The sequence below is a fragment of the Aliivibrio sifiae genome (assembly GCF_002954705.1).
Lineage (GTDB): Bacteria > Pseudomonadota > Gammaproteobacteria > Enterobacterales > Vibrionaceae > Aliivibrio > Aliivibrio sifiae_A.
The window spans coordinates 58,731-81,316 of the sequence record NZ_MSCO01000002.1 but is presented as its reverse complement, the minus strand read 5'-3'; the positions used below and the strand labels follow the sequence as shown (position 1 = coordinate 81,316).

At 36.6% G+C, this 22,586-nt stretch carries 17 protein-coding genes and 1 pseudogene; 6 read left to right on the top strand and 12 right to left on the bottom strand.

Translation table 11 applies throughout. The features are described 5' to 3' along the window. Nucleotides 1–237: 237 nt before the first annotated feature. Nucleotides 238–711 (top strand): MarR family winged helix-turn-helix transcriptional regulator, encoded by a 474-nt coding sequence (locus tag BTO22_RS11495; protein ID WP_105055652.1) that lies wholly within the window; start codon nt 238–240, stop codon nt 709–711. Nucleotides 712–786: 75 nt separating this feature from the next. Here BTO22_RS11495 and BTO22_RS11490 read toward each other — a convergent pair whose 3' ends face one another. The 4 genes from BTO22_RS11490 to BTO22_RS11475 form a co-directional block, all read right to left on the bottom strand. Beyond that, nucleotides 787–2,061 carry an NRAMP family divalent metal transporter gene (locus BTO22_RS11490; RefSeq protein WP_105055651.1) on the bottom strand — a complete coding sequence of 425 codons (1,275 nt, stop codon included), beginning with the start codon at nt 2,059–2,061 and terminating at the stop codon, nt 787–789. Nucleotides 2,062–2,912: 851 nt separating this feature from the next. Then, nucleotides 2,913–4,106: a hypothetical protein gene (locus tag BTO22_RS11485; protein ID WP_105055650.1), complete on the bottom strand. Its 1,194-nt coding sequence runs from the start codon at nt 4,104–4,106 to the stop codon at nt 2,913–2,915. Nucleotides 4,107–4,222: 116 nt separating this feature from the next. Then, nucleotides 4,223–5,458 (bottom strand): RHS repeat-associated core domain-containing protein, encoded by a 1,236-nt coding sequence (locus BTO22_RS11480; RefSeq protein ID WP_105055649.1) that lies wholly within the window; start codon nt 5,456–5,458, stop codon nt 4,223–4,225. A gap of 10 nt (nt 5,459–5,468) precedes the next feature. Continuing rightward, nucleotides 5,469–9,251 carry an RHS repeat protein gene (locus BTO22_RS11475; RefSeq protein WP_105055648.1) on the bottom strand — a complete coding sequence of 1,261 codons (3,783 nt, stop codon included), beginning with the start codon at nt 9,249–9,251 and terminating at the stop codon, nt 5,469–5,471. Between the two features lie 794 nt (nt 9,252–10,045). On the opposite strand from BTO22_RS11475, the gene BTO22_RS11470 reads away from it, so the two are divergent. Next, nucleotides 10,046–11,002 (top strand): AEC family transporter, encoded by a 957-nt coding sequence (locus BTO22_RS11470; protein ID WP_105055647.1) that lies wholly within the window; start codon nt 10,046–10,048, stop codon nt 11,000–11,002. 120 nt (nt 11,003–11,122) lie between these two features. On the opposite strand, the gene BTO22_RS11465 is transcribed toward BTO22_RS11470, so the two are convergent. Next, a complete protein-coding gene (locus BTO22_RS11465) occupies nt 11,123–12,094 on the bottom strand; it encodes a DUF3187 family protein (RefSeq protein WP_061003956.1) in 972 nt (323 codons plus the stop codon). Nucleotides 12,095–12,332: 238 nt separating this feature from the next. After that, nucleotides 12,333–13,241: a transcriptional regulator GcvA gene (gene gcvA / locus BTO22_RS11460; protein WP_105055646.1), complete on the bottom strand. Its 909-nt coding sequence runs from the start codon at nt 13,239–13,241 to the stop codon at nt 12,333–12,335. A 127-nt stretch (nt 13,242–13,368) separates the two neighbouring features. Between gcvA and BTO22_RS11455 the strand changes: the two genes are divergently transcribed. Then, nucleotides 13,369–14,043: a cupin domain-containing protein gene (locus BTO22_RS11455; RefSeq protein WP_105055645.1), complete on the top strand. Its 675-nt coding sequence runs from the start codon at nt 13,369–13,371 to the stop codon at nt 14,041–14,043. 8 nt (nt 14,044–14,051) lie between these two features. Then, entirely contained in the window at nt 14,052–15,158 is a 1,107-nt protein-coding gene (locus BTO22_RS11450) for a flavin monoamine oxidase family protein (protein WP_105055644.1), read from the top strand. 67 nt (nt 15,159–15,225) lie between these two features. On the opposite strand, the gene pepE is transcribed toward BTO22_RS11450, so the two are convergent. After that, nucleotides 15,226–15,963 (bottom strand): dipeptidase PepE, encoded by a 738-nt coding sequence (pepE, locus tag BTO22_RS11445; protein WP_105055643.1) that lies wholly within the window; start codon nt 15,961–15,963, stop codon nt 15,226–15,228. A gap of 316 nt (nt 15,964–16,279) precedes the next feature. Here pepE and BTO22_RS11440 point away from each other — a divergent pair, with 316 nt between their 5' ends. Next, nucleotides 16,280–17,137 (top strand): PA4780 family RIO1-like protein kinase, encoded by an 858-nt coding sequence (locus BTO22_RS11440; RefSeq protein ID WP_105055642.1) that lies wholly within the window; start codon nt 16,280–16,282, stop codon nt 17,135–17,137. Nucleotides 17,138–17,146: 9 nt separating this feature from the next. Here BTO22_RS11440 and BTO22_RS11435 read toward each other — a convergent pair whose 3' ends face one another. The 4 genes and pseudogenes from BTO22_RS11435 to BTO22_RS11420 form a co-directional block, all read right to left on the bottom strand. Continuing rightward, nucleotides 17,147–17,830 (bottom strand): alpha/beta fold hydrolase, encoded by a 684-nt coding sequence (locus tag BTO22_RS11435; protein WP_105055641.1) that lies wholly within the window; start codon nt 17,828–17,830, stop codon nt 17,147–17,149. A gap of 144 nt (nt 17,831–17,974) precedes the next feature. Further along, a complete protein-coding gene (locus BTO22_RS11430; RefSeq protein WP_105055640.1) occupies nt 17,975–19,060 on the bottom strand; it encodes an AI-2E family transporter in 1,086 nt (361 codons plus the stop codon). Between the two features lie 61 nt (nt 19,061–19,121). Then, nucleotides 19,122–19,856 (bottom strand): annotated as a pseudogene (gene yddG / locus BTO22_RS11425) (aromatic amino acid DMT transporter YddG); the annotation flags it as partial. Between the two features lie 175 nt (nt 19,857–20,031). Further along, complete coding sequence (locus BTO22_RS11420; protein ID WP_374954018.1) at nt 20,032–20,214, bottom strand: hypothetical protein; 183 nt, start codon at nt 20,212–20,214, stop codon at nt 20,032–20,034. 256 nt (nt 20,215–20,470) lie between these two features. Here BTO22_RS11420 and BTO22_RS11415 point away from each other — a divergent pair, with 256 nt between their 5' ends. Further along, nucleotides 20,471–22,357, top strand: a complete 1,887-nt coding sequence (locus tag BTO22_RS11415; RefSeq protein WP_105055639.1) for a methyl-accepting chemotaxis protein — start codon at nt 20,471–20,473, stop codon at nt 22,355–22,357. Between the two features lie 25 nt (nt 22,358–22,382). On the opposite strand, the gene BTO22_RS11410 is transcribed toward BTO22_RS11415, so the two are convergent. After that, the gene (locus BTO22_RS11410; RefSeq protein WP_105055638.1) at nt 22,383–22,553 is read right to left on the bottom strand and encodes a hypothetical protein; all 171 of its coding nucleotides are present in this window, start codon (nt 22,551–22,553) and stop codon (nt 22,383–22,385) included. Nucleotides 22,554–22,586 lie beyond the last annotated feature (33 nt).

The window sequence follows — 22,586 nt, the reverse complement described above, 5'->3', positions numbered from 1 at the left end:
TATCACTAGCTACCTTTTTTATATCAAATAATTATTACTATTTAGCTATCTACCGCATAAAAATCTCCCCCCTCAATTACAGAGAGCTACATTGTTAGGTACTCAGTTAAAAGAAAAATCATCTTTTATGGACAAGCAAGGTCAGAAAAGATTGAGAATCATCTGAACATCAGTACAATGCGAAAACCAACAACGTTGTAAACCATTCAATTTTACATTTATATAAAGGCCTGTTACGTGGATAAACATGAAGAAGTTTTAGTCGCTATTCGTCAGATAATTCGAGCTATCGATTTACAATCGAAAAAACTAAACAAAGAATATGGATTAACAGGTCCTCAACTTATTTTAATGCGTGCGATTCAAAGCATGCATAATGTAACGATCAAAGAGCTATCAAATCATACGAACGTAAGCCAAGCGACAACGACTACCATTATCGATCGCTTAGAGCATAATGGTTACGTTCAGCGTATTCGTAGCGAGTCAGATAGACGAAAAGTGCATGCTAATTTAACTGAAAAAGGGGCAGAATTACTAAGTAAAGCACCTTTATCTTTACAAGATAACTTCGTTAATAAATTTCATAATCTAGAGTCGTGGGAACAAAGCCTTTTATTATCTTCAATGCAACGAGTTTCTTCTATGATGAATGCTGAAGACATTGATGCTGCCCCCGTTCTACAGCTCGAAAGCATTGCTAAAATCTAGTTATTTTTATTTCTAGATACGATTTAAACAAAAAAGCCTCTAATCAAAGAGGCTTTTTTATTGCATAAATAATCGTTATATAAACCATTTCCACCAAATAAAAACAGCTAAAAAACCAAACAAATAAATAAGACCAACAATAGACAGGACTTTAAGTTTTGGCCCCATTTTTAATTCGTCAGGTAACTCAGTTCTTGTTACTAAAATGTAATTAAGAACGGCAAAGATAGGCGTTGTTATGAAGGCCATTATCATGGCAAAATTTAGCATTCCCATTAATGAAGATATAAATAAAGTAACAATCAGCATCGCTATTGATGAAACAATAATAACCCACCAATTATAATGCTTAGGTTGATTTAATGGTTTACCTTGCAATAACAATTGAGCTTCTGATACAGCACGAGAATAGCCATCAATAACAGTAATGGTACTTCCAAAAATACAGAAGAAAGCAATCACAGCAATCAAATAACGAGACCATTCACCAATTGTTGCCGCATAAATACCAACTAATTGATGAGAGAAACCAATTCCAGACGCTTTAAATTCAATACCCGAACCGTATAAAACCAAAGCTCCTAAAGATAGGAAAACAACAGCAAGTAATGCCGTTCCAATATACCCAACATTAAAATCAAACAGTGCCGATTGTGCTGTTACTTTCTGAGTTTGGCATTGTCGTTTTAACCACACAGATGTGATACTTGAAATCTCTATTGGCGCAGGCATCCATCCCATCGTGATCACTAAGAAACCAATAGAAGCAATTGACCATACTGATGGGCCTTGATAATCAACAGGGGCAACAGAACCATTAGAAAAAGCAACGCTTAGTGCAACAAGAGTAGTTACTGTAAGTACAACCATTATTATTTTTGAGAGGATGTCTAACGCCTTAAAGTGCCCAGCAAACAATATGGTCACGCAAGTTGCAAGAATAATTCCAGAAAGAACATTCAATGATAAGTCAAAAGGCAAAAAATACCCTAATAGACTTGCGCTAAATAGTAATAACGCCGCCGTATTGATTACCGCAGAAATAGCACTTAAGACTAAAAACACCCATAAATAACCACGCCCTAATTTGTGGTAGCCTTGAATAATACTGCCACCGGTACCAACAGTATATTGAACGCCCGCTCGAAAAAATGGATATTTAAGTAGATTAACCGCAAGAATTAAAAACAGCAGCTCCCAACCATAAATCGCCCCTGCTTTAGTTGAAGCAACGAGATGAGAACCACCAACCGCAGCAGCAGCCATCATTATGCCAGGTCCTAGTGACCTAAATAAGTCTTTCATTTGTAACTTTGGCTTCATGCCATTTTGAGAGCAAGATGGTTCCATATGCGATCTTCTTTTCTATTTACATTGATATTAACAAATGCCTTAAATGAATAAACTTAATTTACATTTAAGCTAACAATTAAGTTACATAAAGGTTTCTAACAAAGCAATTTAAAAAATGAATAAATACACCAAATTCCAAACAATGACTAAACCATCAATAGCACTTGGTATTTACTTGTTCTTAAAAAACATTTATTCACACAAAAAATAAAATAAGCTCGTATCAATTAGAATATTAATAAAAAAAGGCCACTAACATTAGCGACCTTTCTTATCGTATTTATCATGAACATGATGGTAAGTATTAGCGATTGATTGAAACAAGAGCGAACTCACTTTTCTCTCGCTGCCAATCCATTATTGAATATGGTTAGAACCGTAATAGAGCTCTCCATTGATTAACTGAAAATTCAATGTATGAGATCTCCCATAATTATCAACTAGGTAAACGTTGTGATTCTTCCTGTGGGTAGTAGCAAGAGGCATAGGCCAAGCCGTTGTTGTGACTTTCTTGTGTTCTTGACAATATCTCTGATATCCCCCTCCAGTAGGAAGTGGACGAAATCCCCAACGGATGCACTGATTGGTCGTATGAGTGGTAATTAAGTTTTTCCCATAGCCATAAGCAAGATTAAATAACTTTTTAGAGTCTAATGGAATATCAAACGACCACGGATCAGATATTTTATAAGACGTTGTATAATTATTAATATTTTATTTTTCATAAATAGAATCCTTATTTAATTAAAAAAAATTAAAATTATGTATTAAATCTATCAATGTAATAAAATTATAATGATATTAAAAATATTGATAATATTTACGAGGATGGTATAGGTAAGTAAATATTAAAAGAGTTCAATTACTGATAAATAGTTATCTACTTTTCTAACACCCATAATAATTTTAGATTCAGTACCATAATAATCAGTCACTTTAATGGCACTGCTATTTCTGCTTATACTTTTTGATGCTATAACATCTCTATCATAAACTTCAACGTCACCTGAACCTACGCTTGTTATAATATCGCAAGGAATATTTGTATTAGAGCTAGAATATGGTACTGAACAATTCAGATAACTTTTATAGCCTGCTTGATACTTTCCTCTATCTAATCTCATAATTTCAGTGATAATTGAGAATAAATAGTTTGGATCACTTTTAAATGCATAAGGGATGTTTTTTTCTAAGGTACGTCCTTTAAAACTATTCCATCCAGCAGACTCAACGTATTTAATTTTATTAACATTCATACTCGGTAATACCGCCCAAGCCATAATGTGCGATAAATGATACGGCTCGTCACTTGCCAGTGTTGTATTGCTGTATTGACTAATCAAACTATCCTGTAAATAAAGCGTAGATGTACTCTCTGATAAAAGATGATCAACTTCAATATCTAAAATAGTCGGTGTTTCGCTTTTTTTCCTTAATACTTGCTCCTTAATTTCTTGAGTCAATATTCCTGTCGGTTGATTTAGCGTATGCTGATATTCGTAGTCACCTATTTCTGAAGATATATCCCACGGTAAAAGCTCAAAATTATTTTTTGTTAAATACACTGGGTTGATTGCATTAACAAACACACTTGCTTGGTTAGTTCCAGGCTCACATGTTGAAGTCGTGAAATCTTGCCCATCTTTACTTGCCGTTAATTCAACACACACTGATACTGATCTTGGCGAATTTGTCGATAAATAACGCTGTACAAAATTAGAGGTTCTTAAATGACCAATTCGTTGCCCACCAATATTATGTAGGTATTTATTTTCGAGCGAAGACTGCTCCCAGTCATCTAAATCTTGCCCTGTATTGTATTTTTTTAGTGTCACACTTTTTAATGAATACCCAGGTTCAAGATCATAAATAATATCTAATGCAGCTTGCATATTACCATTCGCATATATGTCTGTATTACTTAACCCGCTGTCAGATACTATCCTTAAATCTCGAATCCATGAGCCTGGTGGATTCGAATATACATTTAATGAAACAAGTACGGATAAAAAGACACTTGATGTAAATATAAATTTTCTCATAATATAAATTTCCTTTTTAATTTAGTTGAATAACAAACTCACTACTTAATCATTTATTTCAGCCACCCCCTCCATATATAAATATTATTTAAGATATGTATCTTTATTAATTATATTTATGCAGCACCAATAAGAAGCCCATCACCAATAGTTTTATCAACAAAACGGGAATAAAAACCTTGTCTTTGATTAATACCTTGTTGTAATGCATTAATTACTTGAGGTGAATGAGCTGCAGAATTCGACACAAAAACGGATGAAGATTGGGTAACCTCTGAAGTACTTGAGGTACTATTCACTTGTGTTTGAGCAATAATTTGATCGGTAATTGACCAAGGGTCTTTAGAAACAGACAAACCTCGTTTTGCCCAATCCACTCTCATATCAAATTTTTTGTCCGACTTAATCCAACTCTGTTTTGTTTTACCAAACGATTTTCCGGTGAATGACGTCACTAACTTAGGGTTCCAATTATCCACCGTTTTAATGATCCCTTTAGAAACTCCACCACCAAATTTAATGATTGAACCCCATAATTTCAGTTTTTTATCATCTTGTACCGTCGCGGCCATTACCATTGAAGCGCCAACGACGCCAACCATGTCGGCTGATAGACCCGCAAATTTGATGGCTGGAGCTTGGGATATTTGACCCAATATATTTTTATTAGAAAAACCTGTAATTTTAATAAACGTCTTTGATCCCCATGCTTTATGCGCAAAGGACATTCCGCTCCCTGCTTTGATCGTTGAGGCAACGCCTTTCAGTCCTCCAGCAACGGCTCCCGCTAAACCAAAAGCCGCCGACGCAATTTTTAGCCCCTTCGTTGCTGGGTTTGAACTATCATCAATACCAGCGACCGTCATATCAAGGACACCACTTACGGCACCTGCAACACCTCCTATTACGCCTAACGCAATGACAAGGGTTGCTCCTCCTGTGACCACTGCGGAAACCGCAACGGCAACCCCTACAATAAAACTGAATAACCCAAAGAAAAAACCTCTAAAATTAAATTCTCCCGTAGGATCAAATTGATTAATTGGATCATTAACACAATAACTATATCCATTAATCCCCCCCTTCCCATGAGGCGACTCTAAATTATCAAATTGCAAAAAACTCTGTGAGAGTGGATCATATACACGATAGCCATTGCCTGTATGGTAAAGTCCTATATGAGTCTCCAAACGGTGTCCATGATAGCCAAATTGTCCTAAATCAATAGATAAAGGGAGCACTTTGTCAAACACCATTGCATTCACAGGAAACGCTTTGTATGACCACAATGTCGCCCCACTAACACAAGCTGTTTGTTTTAAAAAATCACGTCGAGATAAATTATTCAACATTGAATTATCCTCATCCAAAAGGTAGATATGATGAGCTAGTATCAGTTACCAGCTCGCTAGTAGAACCTAAGTTACTGTTCGTTCCGTCAAGGTAGCTATAACTTGCTTTAGTACCTTTCAAATCTGTACTAATGGTCAGTGCGTTACCACTGTGCGCCCCTGAGAAAGCCATTGATTCATTGGCCCTCATAATTGCAACTAGCTCATCATGGTGATAATAAAGTTGAGCAATATTCCCTAATGCATCAACGGAAACACTTTGCATTCCAATCGCATCGTAGTGGTACGTGCGTATTACTTTTTCTTGAGCATCTCGTATCTCAGACAGCTGGCCATAATTGTTATAGTTAAGTTGATAGTCTCTCTGCGATAAATTCACTCGATTACCAAGTGCATCGTATTCAAAAGATTGGTTGGAAAAATCCCTATGAGTATTGTAAATATTGAGTAATCGAGTCGGCATATCAGTATCGAATATTCGACTTTCAGTATTCACAACTCCATTTTGATACTGTGTGGTTAAATCCGTAATATTGTCAAAATGGTCATAATAAAACTGCTGCTTTACGACTTCTCTTCCCACGACATCTTTCGGCGGGCTCACTCCTTCGCTTACAAACTCAGTAATTCGGCCAAGTTGGTCATAATCAAACGTTTCTGTTTGAACAGCTCCATTAATTGTGGTTTTTCGCTCGATAATCCGCATAGACTGGTCATAGGAAAGTTCCATTTTTAACGTCTCTTGACCATTACGAACCCAACGACGGCTACTTTCCATATCATTAATCCCATAGTCCAAATACATCTCTATTTGATCATTCCCATCCTCATAATGCTGCGAGATAAGTCGATCAAATTGATCATAACTAAGATCAATGACTGCTGTTGCATCGCGACTTCCAAAGACAAGTTGTTGGACACGGCCAAAGTCATCATAAGTAAGTGCTTTCGTGTTTCCGGTAAAATCGCGCATAGACAACAACAATCCTTTTGCTGAATATGAAAACGTGGCGTTTTCTGTTGTCGCACCTAAGCTTGTCACCGTTTTTTTACTTGGATTTCCAAATGCATCATACTCATATTGACTGCTTGTCATTGATGCCGCATCACTTACAACTAACCCACGTTTGTTATAATCAAAACTTCGCGTTGAGGATGAATCATTACTAATTTCTTGCTTTGTAACTAACCCAAGCACTGGATGATACGTGTATGTCGCCGAATGGCCATTTGGCAGAACGACGCTTTGATAGCGGTTTGAATCATCATAATCTTTGTACTGATAACGCAACCCATTCATTTGCCTTTCAATCAAACGGCCAAAGTCATCGTATTGATTACTAATAATGGTCGTATGGGTATTTTCATTATCACCCAATAGCCCCTCTCGAGTATGAAGCGTTAGGCTTTCTTCTTTAGTTCTTTTGTCATAGCTCATTCTATCGACAAATGACTCTGAAGCGTTCTTACCCACAAAGCGAGTTTCTTTTTCTATCACACGATCAAATGCATCATATTTAAATTCAATTACCGCACCACGACTTGTTTCTGTTCGAATTAAACGGTTTGTTAGATCATATTGATAAGGAATTTGATAGAGAAGTTGGTCTGCTCGATCAAAATATTGCTCTAAAATCGTATTACCCCACTCGTCTTGATGAGAAATAACGTGCCCTTTTCCTTCAATGCCTTTCGTATGGGTGCGAGATGCATAATCAAATTGGCTTATTTCTACCGCTCCAGAGGGATAGATAGTGCGATTAATGTGACCATACAAATCATATTCATAACGCGTTGTTAACTCTAATGCTCTCGTACCAAGGTTATCGTATTGCGTTGTCGAAATCTTCTGGCCAAACCCATCATACTGATTGGTGTAAGCTAATGTGTTATTACTGCCAATTTTTGTCGCCATTGAAAGGACATGACCATTAGCACTGTAAGTTTGAACGGTAGTTTCCCCCTCAGAATCTTCAATATTTAAAACATAATTGTCACTATCAATGTAGCTCTGATACGTTTTTTCAGAATAAAGGCTATTCGATTTGAATAAGCGCTCTTTGTTTATTTGATTCAACTCATCGTAATTAACTTCAACTTCTACACCTTCTGGTTCTTTTTTATAAATAAGTTGGCTATCCACAAAATCATAATGTTCAGTATTAGAATAATGTAATGACCCATTTTCAGTGAGTACTTGGTAAACAAGATGATCGTGATTAAAGTCATACGTGTAGGAATAACGCATCGGAGTCGTACCAGAAACCACAGAGGATTCCTCTCGTTTCTTCCCGTAAACTTCAATATCTTGACGATTTTCATAAAACTGATAATTAGTTTTCTGCCCGTTAATCTCTTCTGTCTTCAGAACGTAAAAAGTATGGTCATCTAATAACGAAGGTAATGTCTTATAGGTAAATTCCTTTTTATGTACTACATTTCTTCCTCTATCTAAAATACTTTGTGATAAGGGAATGTTTTTAAATTTATTCTGTGAACTTAGCTCATATTCACTAATTGTCGTTATTCCACGCTCATCAGTGTGTTCTATATTATTGCCCCATTGATCAAACTGATAAAATTCCAAACTTTTACTCGTTGAAGATGCATTAAAAAATGAAATGTCTTTCTTTTTTAAAAAAGTATATTGAGGAACCTGATATTCAATACCGACAGCATTATTTGCATAATACTCATAATTTACTTCTTGGTATAACACCCCTTTTGAAAGATAACGTTCTTGTTCAACTAAGTGGTATTTGGTATATGTTTTTTGAATTTCAATCTCATTATCGATAGTTTCTATTGCAGAATATTTATAATCTTGGGCTGCTTTAAAAAGCGTATCTTCCCCTGCTATATAAGCTCTATCACTAGCAAATCCAAGATAATTTTTATCTGAATAAGTATAAGTATGTGTTCGAATAGGTAATGCACTTCCTTGAGATACAATCATCTTCGTAACTTGTGGCACATACTTAGCTGGCGCGCCATCAGGCATTAAAAAGCCGCGTTCATAATACGTAACCTCTTCTGAATATCCTGCTGGATAGGTTGTTTTTAGCAATAAATCCATCCCTATTTCATTGAACCATGAATATTCAAATTGAAAATACAGATCTTCTCTGTTGGGTAATGTCGCATCCGCTAAACGTTTAAAGTCACCACCGCTTATTTTTCTAATTGTTGATGACTTAAGCAAAGAGCCTTTGTTATATAAGGAAATTTTTGTCAGCCATTCATCTGACCATGTATCAATATTTATGCTTAATCCAAAACTATCTTCAACCTTATACAAGGTTCTTTGGAAATTATAATTTGTATATGAAAAGCGAAGCTGATGGCCTTTTGCACTGTATAGCCGATTCAGAGTGCCTTCCTTCCAGTCGATAAATTCGATCTCTCCAGAGGCATTAATGACCTTTATTTCACCTTGTTCAGTTCCTGGCGTAGAGACGTAATGAATGCGGATATCTTTTAACTTACGGTATGGTGTTACATACTCATTCTCTGTTGAATTCCATTCAATTTTGAATTGTTGACCATTTCTCAAACTCAATACTGAATTTACATTATCAAAAGAACTAAGTGGTAATGACCAACCTCGCCCAAAGCCAATATCAGTAAAATTATTTATATTATAACCAACAGTTAAATCAAAATAAGGACCATTAAGGCGGTTACCAATTATCGATAATAGTTTTATTTGAGCAGAATAACTTCCCGTTCTGTTATCAACACCTGAGTTAATAAAATCCGAGAAATTATATGCATTACTGATTATATTTTTCATTTTCGCACCAACCTTATACCAATAAAATAAAAAATAAGCTAAATAGTTAAAATTTAATCTTAAAAAATTTAAATATTATGTAAATACACTAGCACAATGATTTATTTAAAATAAATCACAAAAACCTATAACTTTTTACATGCAAGATATACATACAAAAAACAAATTATAAAAAAATAAACTATAAAACAATAATTTAAAGCAATATATACATAAAAAAAAGAAAATAGCAAAACAAAAAACGCAGCAATATTCATATAGTGAATGAGTTTTATTTGAATTAGCTCCGCAAAAATACAACTTTAATATTTATTTATAAAGAAATCAGATTCCTGACATTGATTTTTATATAAAACTATCACGCCATAAATAAATTCAAACAAAATAAATTTACACCCTATAATTAATGACTATTAAAACCACCAAAAAAACATACATTATTTACACTTAGACAGGCAATTTAGTTATTTAGGCTACCAATTCAATCAAGATTCACCTGATTAAATAAAGTGTTATTTTTATAAAAAATAAATCAATAAAATCTGTATTAGCTATAAATTAACCTAGAAATAGTAACTTCTATTATCTAGAGTGATTAATCAAATATTTACTCCCCCAAAAGAAAAACAAATAAAATAAAACCAAATTAGTTGCGCACTGAATGAAAAGATAACAAATCCAACCTAATATCAACATTCATATCAAACAATGCTAAATGAACCTATCTACAACTGAATTTTTATATATTGTGTGTAAACTAAACACATACTAGGGAAGCTAATAAGAAAAGATCTATGGATAACCTCATAACTCAACTACTGTTCTCAGCCTCAATTACTGGCCCTATTTGCCTAATGTTGTTTTTGGGTGTGGTTCTTAAACGGATTAACTTAATTAACGATAACTTTATTGAGATCGCCTCTAAGCTCGTATTCCAAGTCACTTTGCCTGCAATGCTCTTTTTGAGTATTGTTAATGCCGAGCATAACTTCTCATCAAGCAGTCGTTTAATCATTTACGGATTAATCGCGAACTTCGCCTTTTTCTTATTTACCACCTTTTCAACTAAACTTTTTTTTAACAAAAAACAAGATCACGGAGTCATCATTCAAGGTGGATTTCGTGCAAATACAGCCATAATAGCCTTAGCTTATGTTGCTAACGCTTATGGTGATTCAGGGGTTGCTCTTGCCGCTATTTATGTGGCGGCGACAACCGTTCTCTATAATACTCAAGCCGTTATTACTCTAATTCCAAAAGAAGAATATAATGAAAAACAAGCGTTCGAAGTAATAATAAAGACTCTGACTAAAAACCCACTCATCATTTCTATCCTACTTGGTGTCGTGTGTTCCTTTCTCTCGATTCCCATTCCAGAGATGATGACTCAAGCAGGCCAATACTTTGCAAACATGACTCTACCTCTTGCCCTGCTGTGTGCTGGTGGATCGTTAAATCTCAACTCAATGAGAGAAGATAAAAGACCGACGTGGTTTGCAGCGAGTTATAAACTTATATTAAGCCCGTTATTTATTATCATGGGAGGTATATTCTTAGGCTTTAGGGGGTTAGATTTAGGTCTACTATTCTTTATGAGCGCAGCACCAACGGCTGCAGCCAGTTATGTAATGGCAAGGGCGATGGGCGGCAATGCAACATTAGCAGCAAATATTATTGCCCAAACGACGGTTGCCTCTTTAATCACTTGTACTTTGGGGATCTTTATTTTGTCTTCATTCAGATTAATTTAATTTTTATGCAAACTTGTTGGAAATTGAAATAGTCGTATCCTATAAATATAGAGTAACTTTGCTGAACGAGTTATATTCCCCAGAGAACGAATCCTCTTGTTCTCTGGGATTTTTTATTTATTAAAGGACGTAACGTACCCCAAACGTAAATGCGATATCGGTCGAGTTATCCATGTTTACTGCATTTTCTATGACAGACAACTCAAACGAAGCCTTCTCTAAAAGATAGCGATAGCCAAGAACAAATTCATTCGAAGGTTCTGAATAGTCTTCACCATCATCAACAGATCCTTCATAAATATGATAAGACGTGACGATATGATGAGATGGAGTAATTGCATAACCATAACCGGCAGAAAAAGCAAACGTGCTATTTTTATAAGGGATATTATCTGCTGCATTATTATCTCTAAAGGTAACTCCTACTGTCGAAAATAACGCGTGTTTTTCATAACTAAAACTGTAATTAGCTTGCAAACCTTGCTCAAAACTATCTCGTTTAAAAGAACCACTATTTACATGATTAAAATATAAGCTGGCACCTAAACTAATTGCATTATGTTGATTCGAAAATACTTGGTATTCAAGGTAGCTATGTAATGCACTCGATAAGGTCTCACCTTCAAAATCATTAATTTCAACCCCGTATTTAGGGACTGATATATTGAATCGGTCATTCTCAACTTCATCACGTCCATTTTGACCAATACCAAAAAAATCATGAAATCCATGAACAAAAGAATCTAACCCATTATTACCTGCATAACTGTATTGGTACTTAAGCTCAGCTTTCACCTTTGGTGTTAATTGCCATTGAGCACCAGTGATAACTTGATTTTGGTAATAATCTAGATTGAAACTATCAGAGTGAGCCCACACACTAGCAATCGTTCCTGTTGCAAACAACTCAACACTGTCTTCTTGCATAGCAAAAGCGGAACGCAATTCTGTCGATAACGTATTTGAATGAAGTGGCGCTTGGGCATAAATCTTCATTGGCGTAACGGCAGTATCTGCATTAACCAAAGAAGAAGACAAACTGATAAGAATCGTTGGAACTAAAATGTCTGTTATCGATTTTCTAGTAGGCATAATATTTTTCACATAATTAACGGCTACCAATGTACTGATAACAAAAAAGAAGAAGGGTGATATTAATCAGCACCATTATTACTGATGTTATAGTCTCCCCTCAAATGAGTTAATGACATGATGGGATATAGATCAAGTACAGTAAGCATAAACGAACAGAAAAAAAGCAGTTAAAAATAATAACCAAACAGACACATAACGAAGGTAAATAACTCAAGCATCCACATTCAAACAGTCATTATCTTGTTTCTATCATTTGCTGTTGTAACCACTCTTTAAATGCTTTTACTTTGTCACTCATTAACCCGTTTTTTTTCCAAACAACGTAATATGCAAGTTCAATAGAGCATTCAAGATCAGGAAAAAGTTGGACTAAGCGACCACAGTCGAGATCGTCTTGCACTAATACACTACGACCAAGAGCAATTCCTTGACCACTAATCGCGGCCTGAATAACAGATGCTGAATTATTTATCTTTAATCCTTTATCTGTATTTACATTGTAAATTTCATGTTGTTCAAACCAGCTATTCCATGATGGAAAACCACTTTCTTTAGGTAATGAAAGATCATGTAACAAAGGAAGATGCACAAGGGATTCAAGCTTATCAATCCCTTTATTAAATAACTCAGGAGAGCAGACAGGGAAAATAGATTCAGTTATTAATAATGATGCCTCTAATCCCTCCCAATTCCCTTTTCCATAACGAACACCAATATCGATGCTTTCTGCAAGGTAATCCACCGTTCTAATATTCGTATCCAACCTTAGATCCCATTCAGGATGAGAAATTTGAAAGTCATCAATACGCATCAATAGCCATTTAGCAGCAAATGCAGGACTCACAGCTACCGTTAAAACAGGGCTTATATCTGCTGGTTTTAATAACTCTAACCCTTGTGATAAATGTGTAAATCCACGAATAATCTCGGGCAAGCCTTGTGTTGCTTCTTTAGTTAACACTAAGCGAGAAGCACCTGAAGAGCGTCTTTCAAATAAAGAAATACCTAACCATTCTTCTAATAGTTTCACTTGTTGTCCTATAGCAGCAGGGGTAACGTTTAACTCTTTTGCCGCTAAAGAAAAACTCAAGTGACGAGCAGATGCTTCAAAGGCTTTTAATCCATTCAAGTGACTAAGCTTCATTAACCCTCCTTAACCAATTCATATCAATAAAGAAAAACTTTAGTGCGAGTATAGAAGTTCTGATTTGTTACACCTAGATAAAAATCACACAATAAGTTTAACCAACACACACTTATGCAGGTTTACCATGAAACTAAACACTGATTTTTCAAAACACGCAGATGCATTCTTTTCTCAATCAACTTGGGTTCCGTCACCAATAAAAGAAGTCTCTCGTAAAATGTTAGAACGTGATGGGGGAGAGATTGCAACAGCCACTACCTTGGTTAACTATGAACCGAATAGTTATTTTTCTTCCCATGTTCATACTGGAGGAGAAGAGTTTTTAGTATTAGAGGGTGTTTTTGCCGATGAGCATGGAGATTACCCTGTAGGTACTTATATGCGTAACCCTGTAGGAAGCTCACATGCTCCGGTAGTAAAAAAGAGCTGCATGATCCTAGTTAAATTAGGACAATATCAAAAAGACGATCACACACCAGTTCATATCGATACACAAGCCCACACTTTCATCATGGACCCGATACGTGCTGGTGTTACGTTTCTAAAGTTACATACCTTTAAGAATGAAATAGTTCGTCTTGAAGAGTGGCCAAAAAATCACACAATAGAACTTGATAATCAAGGCGGTATAGAAATTTTAGTGCTTGAAGGAGAGTTCTCACACGATAATACAAGTTATCAAAAATTTGATTGGTTACGCTTACCTATTGGTCATTCATTGCATGCAGTAATGAATAATAAACATTGTAAAGTCTGGATAAAAACAGGCCACCATTTACACCAAATTCAGCCTAAGTGAGAACTCAAATGAAAACAGATTATCTTATTGTTGGCGCAGGACTAAGTGGCCTATACATCGCTCATCAACTTGAAAAAATGGGGAAGAATTTTCGTATTATAGAGGCCAGAGATCGTATTGGTGGGCGGATTTTATCACATCCAATCATCGATCCCGCGGCTGATTTATCATCCCTTGATTGCGTAGATATGGGACCATCTTGGTTTTGGCCACAAATGCATCCCCGTATTACGCAGCTTATCGATAACTTAATGTTGCCTATTTTCCCACAGTATTCTCAAGGAGCGTATTTATTAGAAAATCAACAAAACAGCGCTTCTATTCGCTATGAATCAGGGTTTGAACAATCCCCAATATCGATGAGAATTGCAGGAGGGATGCAAAACCTTGTTGATTCATTACTCACCTCTTTACCTACTAATAAAGTTCAACTAAAAAGTACAGTGACTCAAATCGAACACAAAGAAAATGGGTATTCTTATGTCTCAGTCACTCAAAATAATAGGCAAAATATCATTGAAACAACCCATGTTATCTTTGCTTTACCATTACGCCTTTTAGCTGACAGCATTGCCTTTACACCGAATTTACCAACAAAGGTAAAACACCATTTTAAATCAACCTCAACCTGGATGGCTGCTCACGCCAAATTCTTTGCGGTCTATAACACCCCCTTCTGGCAAAAAGAGGGATTATCAGGCTCTGCAAGCAGTCACATAGGCCCATTAGTCGAAATACATGATGCGAGTACATTTGATGGTATTGGGGCGTTATTTGGCTTTGTAGGAGTTGATGCGGCAACACGAATAAAAGCTGGTGATGCACTCATTAAACAAGCGGCAATAGAACAACTCACTCGGATTTTTGGAGAGCAAGCAAACCACCCTATTGATGTAAAGCTAATAGATTGGAGTCAAGAGCCTTATACTGCAACGATAGAAGATCACCAAGCACCGACAACCCACCCTCGCTATGGCTTACCTTCAGCTGCAAAACAATTGGGTCAATTGCATTGGTATTTTGCAGGTACTGAAGCTGCACAAGAAAATGGAGGGTATTTAGAAGGCGCATTAGAATCTGCTGACGCCGTAATTTCTGCCCTCAATCTACACTAAAAACAAAAAGGCCAAGTCATTAATAACTTGGCCTTCTATTAGTGTCTGACGCTACAAACTAAGTCACTTAACAGCTGTGTTCCATTAAGAACTGAACATCATCTTCTGCGCTGTAATACACAGGTTCTTTACCATGAGAGAACAATTTAAGTGGTTTCTCATTCGCGGTATGGTAGCTCAATTTACCATCAAGAATGTGTAACCATGTACCTTCAGGAATACCAACCACTGGCTCGTGTTTATTCACTTCTAGGAACTCTTGAATACGTTCGTCACGAGTTTCACCAAAATGCCCCTCAACCGATGCTTCTAGATAATGAGGGTTGATTTGGAATGGCACTAAGTTTAGCGAAGGAAGAATCGCTCCTGTAATGATAGGCATATCATTGGTTGTACGGATTGTAGGACAACCAATATTTGTACCCGCACTCCAACCAATATAAGGAGTTCCGTTGTCCAATACTGCTTTTCTAATTGGCCCCACTAAACCTAAGTCATGCAATGTTTTGTTTAGCACCCACGTATTACCGCCACTTACTAAAATGCCATCTGCTTCTTGGATCGTTTTGACTGGGTCTTCTGAACGGTGCAGGCCGGTTACTTTACAATCTAAACCTAGATGATCAAACGTTTGTTGAACCATTGCAACACGGTCATCATGGCTAGAACGAATAACTGCGTATGGGATAAGCACGAGATTTTTCGCTTTAGTGCGCTGGATTTGCTCTACAATTGCTTCACTCGCAAATTCCATTACGAAATTGTTACCAGAAATCTTGCCGTTACTTAATAATAAAATATCCATTTCTTACTGCCTTATGTCTATTTAACATCGCTTTTTAATGTCATATAACTCGAGAAAAACAAGCGATAGGATTACGAAAGATGCAAAAACCATATCAGAAATAATGACGTTAAAACTTGTGTTAGATCGTATCTGTAGTCTATAAATTATGTCAAAACAGAAAGAAATCGTACCGTCATCACAAACAAGACAGAAAATAACTGCTCGCCAAAACTTGTGAGAAAGCAGAATATAGGCATAATGCCTTTTAAATTTTCTTAATAGTTCAAAAATACGTCACAAGTCGCGACGTTTATCTACGCTCATATGAGGTGCAATGAAAATACCAAACAGATTACTACCATTAGTTGAAGATGGTTTAATAGATGAAGTTCTAACCCAATTAATGAGTGGTAAAGAAGCCTCGGTCTACATTGTACGTAGTGGCGATAATATTCAATGTGCCAAAGTCTACAAAGAGATTGAACAACGTAGCTTTAAACAAGCGGTAGCGTATCGTGAAGGACGAAAAGTAAAAAACAGTCGTCGTGCTCGCGCAATGGAAAAAGGCTCTAAATTCGGACGAGACGAGCAAGAAAAAGTATGGCAAAACGCAGAAATTGATGCGCTATACAAATTATCAGAAGCAGACGTTCGTGTACCAACACCTTATGGTTGTTTTGATGGTGTTCTATTAATGGAATTAGTGACTAACGATGAAGGCGCTGTCGCCCCTCGTTTAAACGACATTACGTTAACAAAAGAACAAGCCCTGCGTGATCATGATTTAATGATCCAATACGTCACTCGTATGTTGTGTGTTGGTATTGTGCATGGGGATTTGTCAGAATTTAACGTATTAGTTGATCACCTTGGACCTGTGATTATCGATTTACCTCAAGCGGTAGATGCATCAGCAAACAATAATGCGAAGTGGATGCTGGAACGTGATGTAAACAACATGACGACTTACTATGGCCAATATGCTCCAGAGTTGCTTGGCACTGAATACGCTAAAGAAATGTGGGCATTGTATGAAACAGGTGAACTATCGCCAAATACCAAGCTTACTGGTGTATTTATCGATGACGGTAAAGATGCTGATGTTGACGGCCTAATGGCAGAAATTAACGCTGTAATGGAAGAAGCTCGTTTACGTAAAGAGCGTCAACTAGAAGATCAAGATCTCGACTAATTTGATAAGCTACATACTCAACGCTTCGTTGGCAGATGATGGATTATCTGCCTTATAGTTTCCTTGCACTTCTTCCTCTTCCCTTTGAAACTTGTGATGCTCAATAAAATAGTCAACTTGATTAACCGTGTCTTTAGCGTAAATCAAACTCGTGTGAGAATGATTTAAACACAAATGATCTGTTAACTCAGGCAACAAGGTTTCTTCTACAGTTACCGTACCATCTGAAGGTTGCTTGTCTCTGATAATAGAAGAGCGAATACCAATCGACATTGTTCCTGCAATAGAACCCACAGGACAATCTACCGTCAGCTTATTCACATCAATTAATCCCTGCTCTTTTGAGCTTCCTAAAATAAAGCCTAGTTTCATGTTTTTCAGCTCTTTAGCAATTGAAGAGCCTTGAAGTGGGGAACCAATCGTTACAACAGAGTCTATTGGCGTATTTTTACCTTGGTGAGAATTAACAAAGTGCACAGCAAGAATACCACCAAGACTGTGGCCGACAATGACATTTTTCTTAGATACAGATAAGCAATTATGGATGCGTTTAAAAAGTAAGGCTTCATTGATACGTAAAGAATTATAAGTAATGACTTGTACTGTATGACCTCTCTTTTTCAATCGAGAGGCTAATGGTTTCATTACGACACCATGCATATACAACCCATGCAACACCACTATATTCGCCATTACTTACCCTTAGAATAAAACTCTCTTCTCTTGACTATATCAAGAGAAGAGAGTTCTAACGTATTAGAAATATCATTTATCACGACTCACTACATATGGAGTTTAGAAATCGCGACCTAGAACAAATTATTGAATTAAAAGGTATTAATCATCAATATAATCTGAACTTTCTTCCGCTTCATTATTCAACCATACCGTGAATAATTGATAGGTTAAACTCAGAACCACAGCACCAACAAATAGCCCCACAATGCCAGACATCGCCATCCCACCCAATGCACCAAGCAAAATGACAATCATAGGAATATGAGAACCACGGCTTAATAAAATCGGTTTTAAAACGGCATCACTGCTGCTTACTAATACACACCAAACAGCAAAAAGCACACCTGATGTTGTAGTATCGACACTGAAAACATAAAAGATAATAGGTAAAAGCACTAATATTGGTGGTAACTGGATAATCGCAAAAACAAGAACTAAGAATATCCATAATCCCAATGCCGGAGCAGGAATACCGATCACCGCCATTCCTAAGCCTGCCATCACTGTTTGTATAACAGCAACACCAATTACCCCTTGAACGACACTTCTAATCGTCGTTTTAGATAATTTAGTTAACTCTTCACCATGTGCCCCAGTTAACCGATTTGAAACTAAAATGGACGCACGTTCACATTTAGCTGCGTTTGCCATAAAAACGCCTGCAATGATGGTAGAGATAATAAATTGAATAAACCCACCACCAAGAGAACCGACGATAGATGCTGCTTTACTCGCAACCACTTTTACTTCTGCACTGTATTTAAAAAGCAAACTTTCAAGGTTCGAAGAAGCTAACGACATAAAAGAATACGCTTCATTACCAATAATAGGCCATTCTTGCATACTGGCTTTCGGCTTAGGAATTGCGATAGTTCCATCTTGATAACCTAAAAAGAGTTCAGTACCGCTGGTATAAATGCCTGTCGATAAGGCGATTAACGGGATCAGCAGTAATAACACACCAATGATAGTTAAGATTATACTGACCTTACTTTCACTGATCCGTACTTTCTTACTAAAAAAAGCCACAATAGGATACAGAGCGGTTGCAATAATCCCCCCCCAAATCATCAATAATAAAAAAGGTTTTAAAATAGAAAAACACCACAAAACTAGAACCGCAAGGGCACTAATTTTAATAAAGGCATCAATTGCTTGATTAGAGAAATTATGTTCGAGTTTCATCAAAATTCCTTGTCATAAAAAAGGGCGTTTTATTCATTATAGGGCTTACAACAATCAAAAATTAACTCTTCTCTCTGGTAAACCACCAGCATAATAATGACGCAATAGTAACCATTATAACGCCTTGCCAGAATTGAATTGTTAGCTCAATGTCTAAAATCCAAGCAGAAAAGAAAGTAGATAATATTGGTGTAAAATATGAGAAAGTAGCTAAAAGCACCATGTTGCCACCAATAATACCGATATTCCATAAAGCGTAGCCACTGCCCATAATCATACCGGCAAGCAAGAGATCAATAACTGCACTGCTTGTCATAACAATCGCCCCCTCATCGCTCACTGCGTATTTAATCCATAACGCTAATGCTGTTGCAATAAAAAACCACGTAATGGCATTTTTTCCATTCGCTAATTTTTTAGTAATATTGCAATAAATAGCCCAAAGGAATGCACCCGTAAATGCCAAGCTATAGCTAGCAGGATTACTTGCTGCATTCTCTATTAATTGAGTTATTGATAATCCTTGATCGCCACTTAATGTCCAAGCAACCCCAAAAAATGACAATAATATGGCAGGATAAATAACCTTATTCACTGGTTTATGGCTTGCCAAAACCGCAAATAATACCGTTAACGACGGCCACAAATAATTAATAATGCTCATTTCTACTGCTTGGTTACGGCTATTCGCCATTCCTAATGCCAATGATAAACACATTTCATAACTGACAAATAACCCACCACCAATCAATAAATAGCGTAGGGAAAATACACTGAGCTTAGGAAGCCCCATTACCAGGGCGAACGCATGAGTTATCATTCTGTTAATCGTTACACTTATTTAACTCATAAAAATACTTACCAGCAAAAATAGAGGTTAATTCTTAATCAATTATTGGTGGTTAAGTGTGAATACAAAAACGCAGATTAGCTTCTATTTACATTTTCAACTCGTTTCGTTAACAAAAATTCTACTCATGCGTTCGCCCAGGCCCCATTACGAGCACTAAAAATAGCGAACCCACGCTATAAATCATTGCAGCACCACCAATTGGCCCTAATTGTTCCGTAACATTGCGAATTAATCCAACAATCATGCTCCAAAATAAAATAGCAGCACAACCAGCGATCGTATATTTATATGAGATATTCAATTTAAGCATTTCCTAACAATAAAAAGCAGCGCCGCTACTCTAGCATTTAAATAAGAAATTATATTCATAATATAAATAAAAATGGCACGGACAATGCTTGAAAAATGCATGAGTCAAATACTTCATTCATTCCTATTATTATCTTCAATGTAATATTTATGACATGATATATTTCGAAGCTTAAAATTATTATGACAAAGTTTAAATACCACTATTCACACAATCATCATTACATAACTAAAAAGATGGAACTCACATGTTAAAAAATTTATCGCTTAAAAACAAATTAGCCATATCAGCTAGTGCTGCAATTATACTCGGGGGAGTATTAGTTGAAGCTCTTTCATTTAATGCCTCTTTAGAACGCCTAGATACAGAAGTAACACAGCGCTTAGAAAGCACTACGGCATCGTATAATCAATACGTTACCGACTGGGTTCTCTCGAAGGAACGAGCACTAACCTCATTACCTCAAGAAGCAAATGCGGATGCTATCGTTGTTCACTTAAAACAAGTTCGCGACTCTGCAAAGTTTGATAATGTCTTCCTTGCTTACCCAGACGGTTCTCAAGCTAATGCAAATGGTGTGATCCTTCCACCTGGTAATGATGACCCAAGAAAATGGGGGTGGTACACAAATGCAGTTGCGGCTCCTTCAAAAGTATTTATGGACAATCCAACCGTTGCCGCAGCAACAGGGGCAAATGTTGTTTCTTTAGGTAAAGCGTTAAACCTTCATGGTCAACAAGTCGTTCTTGGTGCAGATGTTGAGATCACCGATATCCTAAACAGTATGGAAAAAGTGATTATTCCAGGTGACGGATTTATGTTTATTGCTAATAATAAAGGCAATATTTTTACTCATCCAAATACAAAACTTCTGAATAAATCAGTCTCAACTTTAGGCCTAGATTTTTCAACAATCCAACAAGCAACAAACAGTAACTCTGACATCTCTATTGAATTGGATGGAGAGAAATACATTATGTATGCTCAAAAAATTGATGGTACGAGTTTAATTACAGTGAGCGTCATTAATTATGACTCGTTAGTTGCCCCTCTATTTGATGCGGTATCAGGTCAAGTACTGGTAACGGCAATTGCTGTCATTATTTGTACGTTATTATTCAACCTACTGTGTAATATCTTATTCCGCCCGTTAAATAATGTGTCTCAAGCACTTGCCCAAATTGCAAACGGCAGTGGTGATTTAACTCAACGAATCCATGTTGAAAATAAAGACGAAGTGGGCGAACTAGCAAATAACTTCAATACTTTTGTGGAAAGCTTACAACAGCTTATTCAGCATATTCGTCAACAATCTCAACAATTAACAGAAGGTTCTGAACAAAGTACTAACCGTGCAAACAATTCAGTTAAAGAGCTTAATCTTCAACAACAAGAAATCACAATGGTTGCCACTGCAGTAACAGAAATGGCATCAGCTACTCGTGAAATAGCCTCTCATGCAGAGCAGACTGCGGAAGCAGCTCAAAACTCATCAAGCAGTACTCAAAAAGGCCATTCTCTTGTTATTGAAACAAAAGCATCAATCAATAATCTAGCAAATGAAGTGAATGAAGCAAGTATGGTAATCAGTGAGCTTCAACAGCACTCTCAAGAAATCAATACCGTATTGGCAACGATTCAAGGTATCGCTGAACAAACGAATTTATTAGCACTAAATGCCGCTATTGAAGCTGCACGAGCAGGAGAGCAAGGACGTGGCTTTGCTGTGGTTGCTGATGAAGTTCGTGTGTTATCCCAACGTACTCACACTTCAACGGAAGAGATTAAATCAACGATTGATATCCTTCAGCAAACAACAAGTCGTGCAGTTAACTTAATGCAAAGCAGCTCTGAGCTAGCAAATAGCTCTGTAGAAGATGCAGACAGAGCAACACTAGCACTAGAAGAGATTAGTTCATCAGTCACTTTAATCAGCGACATGGCTACTCAAATTGCGACCGCCGCTGAAGAACAAACGCACGTAACTGGCGAAATAACTCAAAATGTAACGTCAATTAAAGATGTAACCGATCTACTTGTTATTGATTCAACAGACAGCTTAACTCAATCTAATTCACTTAAAGAACAAGCCATTGATTTAAGTGAAAAAGTAGCAACCTTTAAATTATCGTAAACACTCTAAATGAAAGAGGTGGTGATTAACTCACCACCTCTACTGTTTTATGTTGAGGACCTAAATACGTACCTTCATCAATATAATACCGTAATGACTCTTCGCACTCTGGGCATTCAAAAATCTCATTAGGCTCAATGGCTTCGTCTTCAACCCACTCCCAACCAATATGCTCTTCACAGCTTGGACATTCCATCTCTATTCCTTATTAAAAATTTTCACGAGTATA